The following is an 11,644-nucleotide window of genomic DNA, read 5'->3' as shown; positions in this document are numbered from 1 at the left end:
GCCTAGAGCAGCATCGGCGAAGCGACGCTTCCTCCCAAGCCCGTGGGCACGACCAGTCCCCAGCGCGGGGGGAAGCAAGGCGAGGGCAGCGGCAACGAATGCTCGGCGAATATCTGCTTAATCCGGGTGCGGCCGGACTTCCCGGCAACATCGGGGTGGGCCACACGCGCATACTTAGAAATCTCGCAGAAGAGGTTCTGGCAGTCGATCGGCTGAAGCCGACGACCGAAGAGACCGGGAAAAACTATGCCGCGGTCGGCGAACTCGACCTCCTGCCGATCACACACCCAGTGGATCACTTCTTCCGCGGTTCGCCCGCCGACGTCCGCGAAGCACTTGGAAATTCCGTCAAGGGCTCCGGGGCCGGCGACCACGAAGTCCGCCTCATCGTAAGGCAGCAGGGTCGAGTAGTTGAGGTCAATCGCGAACTGGAAGGCGAGGAAGGGCCCCAGGCCCGGCCGGGCGAGCAGCAGCTCGTACGCCTCCTGGAGAGACCTCGTCGCCCTCAAGCTCGCCGGCAAACTGTCAGCCATCATCTGCCACAGAAGCGCGACGTGGTTCCGATGCTTCCGGGAATGACCGAAGGCGGGCGAAGGCATGATGTACGCGGCCGAGTAGACACGGTCTCCACGGGCGATAAATCTGTCGAGCACCTCGCAGATCGCATCGGGATCCGCGGACTGCCACGACAACGGGCCCAAGACAGCCTCCAGGGTCTGCCATGTCTGGATCCGGTTGAAGAGCTTGAAGAGCATGGTCCTGAAGAAGACCTCGTCTGGCGCGTCCGAACGATGCGCCCCGTACTGGACCTCGGAAATCAGGAACTGGCTGACCCGGTCCGTAGCCCGGTAGCAATTCGTGAAACGGTGTCGTTGAAGGATTGGATCATCAGTCCATGGGCCCCCTGCGCCGGCAAGGCGGCGAAAATAGATGGCCTGCCGCTCAGCGGCAAAGCGCCAGTAAGTGTTGTAAACTTCGGTGACCTGCAACTGAACGCTCCGGAACAATGCGCGCCCGCTATTCCAATCGGGTCCCGAGCGCCAGCGGCACGCATCGGGCGCTTTCGAACGAAAAGCCCCCTTGCGGCTGGCGGACGATCGCCGTTCTTTCCGACGTCGACATGGGATAGGCGTCGATCCGGAGCCGCCACTTCGCGGCAAGACGGATCGCCAGCAGTTGGGGGGGCGGATTGACGGACATATCTGGGGCAAGCGGGTTCTGGACCTTCGAGCACCTGCAGGCACGAAGCGACGGGCAACAGGCCGGCGTTCGTGGCAAGCACATCATCGAGCCCTTCAAGCCGACCGAGGACGGACGGCGGGAACGCGCCTCATACAACATGGCGGTCGGTGAGGAGATCTACATCACACCTACGTCCGCCGACGATGGGAACTCGCGTGAGCTGCTGAAGGAACGCGAGAGCCGGGCGATTCCACCCGGGCAGTTCGCGCTAATGCATAGCGAGGAGGAGGTCTGGATCCCGGACGACGCCATCGCCTTCATCACTCTTCGTTCGAAGGCGACCAAATTCAGGGGCCTCGTCAACGTTTCGGGGTTCTACGTCGAACCGGGCTACCACGGGAACCTCGTCTTCGCCGTTTTCAACGCTGGGCCCGCGCCAATCCACGTGAGTCGCGGAGATAAGTGGTTCGAAATCTTTTTCGCCGACTTATCGGCGAAGGTGACCAAGGATCGCGAAAAAAGCACGTTCAGGGGCATTCCGACGGAGCTTATCACCCCACTCTCGGATCGCTTCCACTCTCTGCCCGGACTCAATCAGAAAATCGACGACACGCGCGACGAACTGGACGAACGCCTGCTGAAGGTGGAGCGCGACCACTCCATCCTTCGATGGTCACAGGGCCTCATCCTCGGAGCACTTATCGCCCTCGGTGTCCGGGCATGCGGCGAGCTTACGCCCCATGCAAAGGCTCAGCCCGTGCTGACCAGGGGCCAATGAACGGCATGGCGGAAAACCTCAGCAGGGCGAAGGAATCGCTCGCGGAGCAAGCGCGGACGCTCGGTGGATCAGCAAAGCGCTTCGGGAAGGGCGCATGGGATTGGAAGAGGGAAGCGATGCAAGCATTCCGCGGCTGGACAAGAACCCTCCCGCAGGGCGTCGGAGCAGCAGTCTGGCGCACCCTCTTCGCGATCATCGTGGTGGGCATCGGCCTGAGGTTCGTCGACCGCATGCTCTTTCCAAAGGGGGCGGGGCAGCCGGCCGCGACCTACGAACTCGTCGCTGTAGCGGCGGTCGTCAGCACCGTGGCCACCGCAGTGATCGTGCTCATCGACCAGCCTGACCGGGCTCGCCAGAGCCGAGATAGGAGAGCGTCGCGCGACGCCGGGCGCTTCTGGTTGATGTGCTTCGCACTCGTCGTCGGAACGGTGCTGAGCGGCGACATCATCCGCAGACTTCCCCCGACGATCGCGCCCGCCTGGCTCACTGCGGAACGCCCGAGCAACGAATGCAAGTCGGAGATACAGGATAAGGCGAGGGGGACTGCCCGCGAACGACGCGGTGGCACAGGGATATCTTGCTGATGGCCTTGGATCTATTGGCTTCCGGTCACCCCTCGGACTAGACATGTACCAGAGGTTCGCCGTCTCGGCGGATCGGAGCGGCTTCGTCGGCGAGCGACGGCTCAGGTTTCTGCTCCTCGGCCTATTCGGCGAGGTCGGCAGCCTGCTCAGCGAGCTGAAGAAGAAGCAGCGGGACCAGAATTCGTACCTCGCCTACGAGCGATCCTCGCTCGAGGAGACGGGCGATGTCCTTTGGTATTTGGCGAACGTCGCGAACGCCTTGGGCCTGACACTAAGTGAATTAGCCGCCGTCGCCAGCGACTTGCAGGTAAAGCCCCAACTGGCGACATTTCCCACCAAGTTCCAGGACCTCCAAGGCCAGCACGCGCTGCTGTTGGATTCACCAGCGTCGGGGGATTACGTCGAGCGAACGCTTCTGCTCGTCGCCGCCCGCGCCGGCCGGTTAGTGAGACGCGCGACCGAAATCACCCAGTCGACCGCTGCGGACATGAAAGACGACGTGGCTAGGCTGTTCGCTGCCCTCGTCGATGCTGCAAGCGACGCGCACGTCAATCTCGAGGCTGCCGCCAAGGCGAATATCGAGAAGGTTGATGGGCGTTGGCCGGCCGTGCGGGAACACACGCCGCTCTTCGACGAGGCGTTCGACGACGACGAGCGCCTGCCGCGCCGGCTAGTCGTGGACTTCCGCGAGAAGAAGGTGCTGGGCACGAAGTTCGTCTTCCAGTCCGTCAAGGGTATCAACCTCGGCGACCGGCTGACCGACAACAGCGTCGATGGTGACGACTACAGGTTTCACGACGTCTTCCACCTTGCCTTCGCGGCGGTTCTCGGCTGGTCGCCCGTCCTCCGCGCCCTGCTCAAGCTAAAGCGGAAGAGCGACCGATCGATCGACGAGAATGAGGACGGAGCGCGGGCCATCATAACCGAAGAGGGCATCTCCAATTGGGTCTTCAGCCATGGATTGCGTCACCAGGCGTTCGCTGACGTGAAGAGCTTGGACTTTGACCTCCTGAGGACGATCCGTCACATGGTGAAGGGGTACGAAGTGCAAGTGTGCCCCATGTGGATGTGGGAGGAAGCGATCATGCAAGGCTTCAACGCGTTCCGCTTCCTGCAGCGGCACCGTAGCGGATCGGTAGTTGCCGACCTCAGGACGCGGACGCTCATTGTAGCGGGCGAAAACACGTGAACGCCTGGGCGTCGGGCCAGCAGTTCACCGACATGCTCGCGGACATCTCGCTGGCGAACGTCTTTAACCCATACAGCGATGTGTGCAGCGTTCACGATCTTGCAAATGCACCTGCCATCCGTCGCGCGAACCTCACAGCAGTTCTCGAGGCAGCGCTTGCGCAAGGGGCGGCTGAACTGTGGGTCGGACTCGAACTTGGAGCCCGAGGCGGTCGGCGCACCGGGCTAGCACTGACCGACGAGGCGCAACTCGAGACGTGCGGCGACTATTGGGCCACCTCGGGCCTCAACCGCGCGACGTCCGGGTCACCCGTGAAAGAACAGACTGCGACTTACATTTGGCAGGCCCTGCCAAACGCGAAGGGTCGGGTGTTTCTCTGGAACGCGTTCCCCCTACATTGCCACCAGCCTGGTTGCCTCACGAACAGAGGCCACACGCGGAGCGAAGTGGACAAAATTCCAGCGATCCTACCTTGGCTCGCGCGGGCCCTGAACGTTCAGCGGGTAGTCGCGCTAGGTCGGGGTGCAGAACTGGCGGCGCGTCGCGCCGGTCTCGACCCTAAGTATGTGCGTCACCCAGGCCGTGGCGGCGGACCTCAGTTTTTGACTAGCGTGCACAAAAGCTGAGGTGATATTTCGGCCGCCGTCGTGTCGCCAATCTGATACCTAGTCTCCCTGCACGGCGCTTTGCAGGATCGCACTGGACATAGGTCGCCGCGTCGTTGGCACGCGTAGCGGCCGTGAGGAAGACCATGAACCAATGGCCGCTTACGCCATCTGCGAGCCCGAAAGCGGTCAGGCTGTAATCCACCAGAAGCGGCCAGCGTTACCATCGCCCAAGCCTTAAGATTTTCTCAGCTCATTCGACGTCGATGATAAATCATTCGGCGAGAAGGTTTTGCATCAGCCGCGTATCTAAAGGGTTTGGCCAACCCACCGTTCAACCGCTTACCTAGGATGTGATGAAGCAACTGTCAGCAGCAGGTCGGAGGCACGAGCGGGCGCTCTGGGTAGCTGGCGAGGTGCTACCTCACGAGCAGAAGGTGCGCGCGTGGCTCCGTCGCGCGCGCGTTTCGCCTGAAGATATCGACGAGATCCTGCAGGAAGCCTATTGCCGGATAGCGACGCTCGAGAGCGTTGCGCATATTACGTCACCTTACAGCTATTTCCTCTCGACCGCACGCAACCTGCTGGCCCGGCGATTGCGGCGTCAGCGCATCGTGCCGATGGAGGCCTTGGTCCAGGTCGACAGCTATCAGGATGACGCGCCGTCGCCGGAGGAACTGGCCGTCTCCAAGGTGAGTCATCGGGCGATGCTGGCGTTGATCGACCGCCTCCCCGAACGCTGCGGCAGCATCGTGCGCCTGCGCAAGCTGGAGGGATGGTCGCAAAAGAAGATCGCCGACCACCTCGGCACAACGGAAAAGGCGGTGGAGAAACAGGTCTGGCTCGGTGTTCGCCTGCTACGCGAAGCATGGAGCCGCGCAGAGGGGGATGCCGACGAGCGGCTTGTTCGATCCTCTTCCGTTATGGGAGTCCGACAGTGGTGGAAGTGACCCGGGAAGACATTGCCGATCAGGCGGCAGCCTGGGTGGCACGAATGGATGTGGGCGAATGGTCGGACTCACAGGAAGCCGAACTCGAACGGTGGCTGTCACAGGACAAGAGATGTTCGGGAGCCCTGCTGCAAGCTCAGGCGCTGTGGCTGTCGATCGACCCGCAGGTGAATGCTGTGGCGCTGGCTGGCGAGCCAGCGCTTATTAAGCGGCGCGCGTTTGTGCTGGGTGGTACCGGTCTGGTGGCAGCATCGCTCGCAGGCCTTCTGTTCTGGAACCGCTCCTCGACCGTGTTCAGAACGGACCTTGGAGAGATCAGGCAGGTGCCGCTCGCCGACGGATCCTCGACCGCGATTAACACCGCGAGCGAGATAGAGATCACGCTTTCAAAGGGGCGACGAGACGTCCGTTTGGCGAAGGGAGAGGCCTGGTTCAAGGTCGCCAAGGACCCTGCCCGTCCCTTCGTCGTCGAAGCAGGCGGTGTTTGGGTGCGCGCGATCGGTACGGCCTTTTCGGTCAGACGACGCGAGGAGGGCGTGGACGTGCTGGTAACGGAAGGCGTCGTGGAGGCGTGGGCTGGCGAGAACCGGCGCCCGCTCCTGCGCCTGACTGCGGGGCAGCGCGCATATATCGGCGAGGACGCCGAAGTGAGGCTGGAGGCGGAGACGCCGTCGGTCGTGGATCGCACGCTGGCCTGGCGCCAAGGGTCGATCGATCTGGACGGCGACACGCTGGCCGGCGCGGTCAACGAGTTCAACCGCTACAACCGGCGCAAGATCGTGCTGATCGACACGCGCCTTGCGAGCCGGCAATTCGACGGCACGTTCCGCACCGACGAACCCGAGGCCTTTGCCCAGGCGGTCGGCACGATCTTCAACGTGCCGATCGATCTGACCGACGAACGCGACATCAGGATCGGCCGCCCGCAATAAACTTTTTGGAGGGCGGTGGAAGGATTGGCGCCGGCCCGGTCTCTAGGTCATCAGCAGCAACAAAGCTGCACGAATGGAGAGGCCAACATGGGGATGGGGCGGGCTAGCATCTGGCTGGCATCAGCAGCAGTGTATCTGGCGGCAGCAGCGCCGGCATATGCCGAGACGAAGAAGTTCGACGTTCCACGACAGCCCCTGCAAAGCGCGGTCACCGTGTTCGGCCACCAGGCCGACATCCAGATCATCGGTTCCCGCGAGTTCACGCAAAACAGATACTCGAATCCCGTCCGCGGCGTCATGACGGTCGATCAGGCTTTGGTGCAGTTGCTTGCCGGCACGGGACTGACCGCACGCCGGACGGGAAGCCAGACCTACGTCATTACCATCGACAACCCCGCCGAACCGGTAGCCGGCCCGCAAGCCGCCACGACGATGGCCTCGCCCGAACAGGATGCCGACACTGCCGTAGGCGCCGACGCGAACGACATTGTCGTCACCGGCTTTCGCTCCAGCCTTCGAAAGGCGCTCGACCTAAAGCGGGCAGCGCCGAACCTGACCGAGTCGATCCTCGCCGAGGACATGGCGAAGATGCCGGACTTGAACCTGTCCGAGTCGATCCAGCGCGTGCCCGGCGTCGCGATCAGTCGCGAAGGCGGCGAGGGCCGCAACATAACCCTGCGCGGCTTCGCACCCGACTTCACCCGCACGACGCTGAACGGCATGGAGGTGCCCGCAAGCACCGACGGTCTTGATTCTGGCGGCTTCACCGTCAACTCCAGCCGCGGGTTCGACTTCAACGTCTTCGCCTCCGAGCTCTTCAACCGCATCGACGTGCAGAAGACGCAACGCGCCTCGACCGAGGAAGGCGGCATCGCCGGGACGATCGATCTCTATTCCGGGCGGCCGTTCGATCGTCCCGGCGCCCATGTCGTCGTCTCCGCGCAAGGCAGCTACAATACGGTGACGCGCAAGGTCGATCCGCGCATCGCCACCGTCTTCAGCGACACTTTTCTCGACGGAAAGATCGGCGTCCTGCTGTCGGCCGCCTACTCGAAGCGGACGGTCTACCAGGAAGGCCGCTCGAGCGTCCTGTGGACTAGTCCACAGGTTAACGGAGATTCATGGGCCGACACCAACCCCAAGGTCACTGGCACGCCCAAGCCCTGCGGCGCCGCCGACCCGCTCGATTGCCTTTATGCGCCACGCCTGCCGCGTGCCGACTTCTTCGGCAACGATCAGTCGCGCTTGGGCCTCGCCGGGTCGCTCCAGCTTCAGCCGATCGAGCGGATGACGATCACGGCCAGCGTGCTCTATTCGCGGCTGAAGAACGACCGCTACAATTACAATTCGATGGAATGGCTGCTGACTCATGGTCCGGCCGGCAATCAGGTCGGGCAGACACCGGTCGCCTTCACCGTGTCGCCCAACGGCAAAGAGCTGATCGCGGCAAGCTTCAACGACGTGACGTCTTGGTATGAGAATCGACACCAGACATCGCGCTCGACGTTCCAGCAATATGTCGGCGATCTCGACTACAAGATCACCGACGACCTGTCGTTCAAGGCGTTGGTCGGCACCGCCCGAAACACTGCGGATCGCGACGAGCTACGGTTCTACCTGCACTCGATCCCACACCCCTATTCCTACGACTACGGCGGTAGCATCGATGTTCCGACCGTGTCGTTCGGTACCTACGATCCCAACAACGCCAGCAATTACACCGATGCCCTGACCGCCGCGAACCGGTTGAACGCGATCGTGAAGGACAATTTCACGACGCGCGAGGACCTGACCTTCAGCCGCGGCGACCTGCTGCTCAAGGCCGGCTTTTCTTATAATCGCCGTCTCGTCCGCTATGGCGAAGCCAATGGGGCGAGCCCCACGATCAGGCCGATCTCGCAATATCTAAAGGCGTTTCCGATCCCGCACTTCGGATCCGGCGTCATCAAGGGCGGGCTTCCGACCTTCGCCGTGATCGATTTCGCCGCGATCGGTCAATCCGGGCTGCTGTCGGGGCAATATGTCGACAACGTCGGCGCCGATTGGCAGGTCATCGAAAAGACGACGGGCGGCTATGTCGAGGCCAACGACCGCTTCGATCTCGGGTCGACGGCCCTGCGGCTGAACGCGGGCGTGCGCTACGTCCGCACCGGCGTCGATTCCCGCGCGACGCTCGCAGGCTCGGGCGTGCGAGTCGATCACGATTACGGCAATTGGCTGCCCTCGGCGAACGCCGTGGTGGAGTTCACGCCGTCGTTCCTCGCCCGCGCCGCTTACGCCCGGTCGATGACCCGGCCCTCGCTCAGCGCGTTGAACATTGCGGGCCCGCAGTTCGGCTACGACACGCGCACGGTCAGCGGCCTCGGCAATCCCTATCTCAAGCCCTATCTGTCGAACGACTATGATCTCGGCCTCGAATGGTATTTCGCCAAAGGCGGCTTGCTGAGTGCTGCGGTGTTCTACAAGGATATCATCAGCTCGCTGACGACCGCAGTGGTCACACAGTCGGTGCCGCAGCAATATTGGGCGGCGATCTACGCCGATCCTCGCTACAGCCCCTCATACCAGGCGGATCCCGCCAAGGTACCGTACACCTTCTCGACCGTCGTCAACACGCCGGACGGCAACCGCGTGAAGGGGATCGAGCTTACCGCCAACGTGCCCTTCACAATCATCAGCCAGGACCTGGCTGATTTCGGCATCGCGTCCAACTACACCTATGTCGATGGGCGCGACCTCACCGGCTTGTCGCCCAATTCGTGGAACGTGACGGCCTATCATGACACCGGCACCCGCGGCATCCGCGCATCGCTGAACCATCGCGACGATTATCTGCTGACGTCGCCTGCCGGCAACGGCAACCTCGAAGCGCGCAAGTCGGGATCGACCCAGCTCGACGTATCGGCCTATTGGAACATCACCAAACGCTGGGCGATCAACGTTCAGGGCGTGAACGTCAACAACCAGCGCGAGCGCTATTACGATACCGGTGACGGTACGCAGTATCTCACCCGCGAATATACCGGAACGGGACGCACGATCCTGGCGGGTGCGCGCTATCAATTCTGAACGCGAGCGGGTCGCCATCCAGATGGCGACCCTTTCCCCAGAGGCATGGGAAAGGAGGGATCGTATCGTATGAAGACCCCGGCATTGCTCGCGGCGCTGGTGGTGAGCATCGCCTGTCCAGCGCACGCGGATCATGTCGTCGACGACAGCTACACGGTCGCACGGCGGTTCGAGGGGTATCGAACCCAATATCCCGGCATCGCGATGCCTGTGATCGCACCGCGGACGGGCCAGACCATAGCGTACGACCTCATCTACAAGTCGCTTGGCTCACGAGACCTGCACATCGACGTCTTCGCTCCGCCGTTGAAGCACCGGGCGCGGCAGGGTCTCGTGCTCGTCCATGGCGGTGCCTGGCGATCGGGCAGCAAGGCGCATTTCTACGCGCTAGCCAACCTGCTCGCGCAGCGCGGCTTCACCATCTTTTTGCCGGAGTACCGCCTGACGCCCGAAGAGCCTTATCCTGCGGGCATGGACGACATCGCGGACGCACTGGCCTGGGCGCAGCGTCAGGCCAAGCGCTACGGGCTAGATGCCGACAGTATCGCGATCGGTGGCGCGTCGTCGGGCGGTCAGATGGCATCGCTGCTGGCGTACCACCGGACAGCCACCGCAGGTCGGCCGTTCGTGCCCCCAAATGCCCTGATCGACCTCGACGGCGTACTCGACGCGACGACGCCGCTGGCGCTGCAATATGAGAATGCCGCAGGACCGCAATCCCCGTTGGCGCAATGGCTCGGCGGATCGTTCGAGCAGATCCCTGGCCGGTGGCGCGATGCGAGCGCCGCGAGCCATGTAGGTCCGGCATCGCCCCCGACGCTGATCGTCAGCAGCGGAGCGCCCCGCTTTACCGCGGGTCGCGACCGGGTCGTCGCGGTACTACAACGCCATGGCATCAAGACGACGACCTACTCCTACCCCCGGGCGCCGCACGACTTTTGGCTGTTCGAACCCTATCTCGATGAAGCGGTCGCGCAGATCACGACGTTTCTCCACACGGTCGATGTCGGCCGAAGGCACGGGAAGCCCCAATGAAGATGATGCTCCGAAGCGCGCTTGCGCTCCCGCTCGCGCTGGGGTTGCCGTCACTAGCCGCAGCCGCACCGAGGGATATTCGGGTAAGCCATGCGTGCGCGGCTGCGGCGCGCTGCTTCGACACCATCGGTGCAGCGCTGGCGAGTGCGCAAGGCGCATCGGGCCGGGATTGGGTGACGATCCGCATCGGACCGGGCGACTTCCGCGAGAAAGTGACGGTCGCGCGTGACAAGGTGCGGTTGATCGGCAGTGGTTCGGCGCGCACGCGACTGCACTTCGACGCCGTCGCCCAAACGGCGGGGCATTATCACCGCAATGGCTGGGGAACACCCGGCTCGGCGACGCTCACCGTCGATGCCAGCGATGTCGTCGTGACAGGAATGACCATCGCGAACGACTACGATTACTGGACGAACGACGCTCTACCCGAGGGCGACAAGAATAAAATCGGCAATCCGCAAGCCGTTGCGTTTCTGGCCGACATCCACAGTGACCGCATAGCCGTACGAGACAGCGCGCTGCTGGGCTATCAGGACACGTTGTTCGCGAACGGCAAGCGATTGCATATCGAAGACAGCCTAGTCGCGGGCAATATCGATTTCATTTTCGGCAACGGCATGGTGCTGATCGAACGATCCGAAATCCGCACGCGCCGGCGCTCGGCGGACACACGGGAGGAGCCGTTTCAATCCTTCATCGCGGCCCCATCGACGCTGCTCGATCAATTGATGGGGATCGTCATCCATCGATCGCGCCTGACACGGGAGCCGGGTGTGCCCGACGGGTCCGTAGCCCTGGCCAGACCGTGGCACCCGACCACGCGATTTGCAGACGGCCGCTACGCCAACCCGCAAGCTGTCGGCCAGACGTCCTTCATCGACTGCTACATGGACGCCCATATCGCACCCGATCATTGGACCAGCATGAAGGGCACGGCGCGCGACGGCACCATGACCGATGTTTTCCGCCCGCAGGATTCGCGCTTCTTCGAACAAGGCTCGACGGGACCCGGCGCGAAGCGGCGAGACATCGGCATGCCTCGGCAAGGTCTGGGCGACATCCGCGCGATCAAGGGCATTTTCTTCGACGGCTGGCGAGAGAGCGATAGCCGTTAATGGCTCCGTCGTCTCTTTCGCTCGATGAGAGGCGACGCTCGTCCTTGGCGGAGCCAATCGGGCTGAAGCATGAAGTTAGGCCCGGGTCCCCACCTCATAGACGAGCGACGATTACCGATGTTGCGAAACGGGCAGGAGTTTCCAAAAAGACGGTTTCGCGAGTGATCAATCGAGAGCCGCGGGTCACCCAATCAACGATCGAGCG

General features: G+C 62.8%; 9 protein-coding genes and 1 pseudogene. 9 read left to right on the top strand and 1 reads right to left on the bottom strand.

Going from position 1 to position 11,644, the window contains the following annotated elements; translation table 11 throughout:
- Positions 1 to 2 precede the first annotated feature (2 nt).
- Entirely contained in the window at positions 3 to 989 is a 987-nt protein-coding gene (locus tag GTH33_RS09205) for a nucleotide kinase domain-containing protein (protein ID WP_163958154.1), read from the bottom strand.
- 200 nt (positions 990 to 1,189) lie between these two features.
- Here GTH33_RS09205 and GTH33_RS09200 point away from each other — a divergent pair, with 200 nt between their 5' ends.
- The 9 genes and pseudogenes from GTH33_RS09200 to GTH33_RS18420 form a co-directional block, all read left to right on the top strand.
- Positions 1,190 to 1,960: a dCTP deaminase domain-containing protein gene (locus GTH33_RS09200; protein ID WP_163958153.1), complete on the top strand. Its 771-nt coding sequence runs from the start codon at positions 1,190 to 1,192 to the stop codon at positions 1,958 to 1,960.
- The gene (locus tag GTH33_RS09195; RefSeq protein WP_163958152.1) at positions 1,957 to 2,544 is read left to right on the top strand and encodes a hypothetical protein; all 588 of its coding nucleotides are present in this window, start codon (positions 1,957 to 1,959) and stop codon (positions 2,542 to 2,544) included. The genes GTH33_RS09200 and GTH33_RS09195 overlap by 4 nt, the downstream gene beginning before the upstream one ends.
- A 43-nt stretch (positions 2,545 to 2,587) precedes the next feature.
- Entirely contained in the window at positions 2,588 to 3,733 is a 1,146-nt protein-coding gene (locus tag GTH33_RS09190; protein ID WP_163958151.1) for a pyrophosphatase, read from the top strand.
- A 961-nt stretch (positions 3,734 to 4,694) separates the two neighbouring features.
- A complete protein-coding gene (locus GTH33_RS09185; protein WP_163958150.1) occupies positions 4,695 to 5,288 on the top strand; it encodes an RNA polymerase sigma factor in 594 nt (197 codons plus the stop codon).
- Complete coding sequence (locus GTH33_RS09180; protein ID WP_163958149.1) at positions 5,276 to 6,220, top strand: FecR family protein; 945 nt, start codon at positions 5,276 to 5,278, stop codon at positions 6,218 to 6,220. The genes GTH33_RS09185 and GTH33_RS09180 overlap by 13 nt, the downstream gene beginning before the upstream one ends.
- 87 nt (positions 6,221 to 6,307) lie before the next feature.
- Positions 6,308 to 9,289: a TonB-dependent receptor gene (locus tag GTH33_RS09175; protein ID WP_163958148.1), complete on the top strand. Its 2,982-nt coding sequence runs from the start codon at positions 6,308 to 6,310 to the stop codon at positions 9,287 to 9,289.
- Positions 9,290 to 9,358: 69 nt separating this feature from the next.
- Positions 9,359 to 10,324 (top strand): alpha/beta hydrolase, encoded by a 966-nt coding sequence (locus GTH33_RS09170; protein ID WP_163958147.1) that lies wholly within the window; start codon positions 9,359 to 9,361, stop codon positions 10,322 to 10,324.
- Positions 10,321 to 11,439: a pectinesterase family protein gene (locus tag GTH33_RS09165; protein ID WP_243848430.1), complete on the top strand. Its 1,119-nt coding sequence runs from the start codon at positions 10,321 to 10,323 to the stop codon at positions 11,437 to 11,439. Before GTH33_RS09170 ends, GTH33_RS09165 begins: the two co-directional genes overlap by 4 nt.
- Positions 11,439 to 11,624 (top strand): annotated as a pseudogene (locus GTH33_RS18420) (LacI family DNA-binding transcriptional regulator); the annotation flags it as partial. The gene GTH33_RS09165 and the pseudogene GTH33_RS18420, both read left to right, overlap by 1 nt.
- Between the last annotated feature and the right edge of the window lie 20 nt (positions 11,625 to 11,644).

The organism is Sphingomonas insulae (assembly GCF_010450875.1).
GTDB lineage: Bacteria > Pseudomonadota > Alphaproteobacteria > Sphingomonadales > Sphingomonadaceae > Sphingomonas > Sphingomonas insulae.
The sequence above is the reverse complement of the archived record's forward strand: the minus strand, read 5'-3'. Positions and strand labels throughout refer to the sequence as shown.

Excerpts from the sequence above, each read along its gene's own strand:
- GTH33_RS09190 (WP_163958151.1), top strand. The coding sequence starts at position 2,588 with ATGTACCAGAGGTTCGCCGTCTCGGCGGATCGGAGCGGCTTCGTCGGC.
- GTH33_RS09195 (WP_163958152.1), top strand. The coding sequence starts at position 1,957 with ATGAACGGCATGGCGGAAAACCTCAGCAGGGCGAAGGAATCGCTCGCG.
- GTH33_RS09165 (WP_243848430.1), top strand. The coding sequence starts at position 10,321 with ATGAAGATGATGCTCCGAAGCGCGCTTGCGCTCCCGCTCGCGCTGGGG.
- GTH33_RS09175 (WP_163958148.1), top strand. The coding sequence starts at position 6,308 with ATGGGGATGGGGCGGGCTAGCATCTGGCTGGCATCAGCAGCAGTGTAT.
- GTH33_RS09185 (WP_163958150.1), top strand. The coding sequence starts at position 4,695 with ATGAAGCAACTGTCAGCAGCAGGTCGGAGGCACGAGCGGGCGCTCTGG.
- GTH33_RS09170 (WP_163958147.1), top strand. The coding sequence starts at position 9,359 with ATGAAGACCCCGGCATTGCTCGCGGCGCTGGTGGTGAGCATCGCCTGT.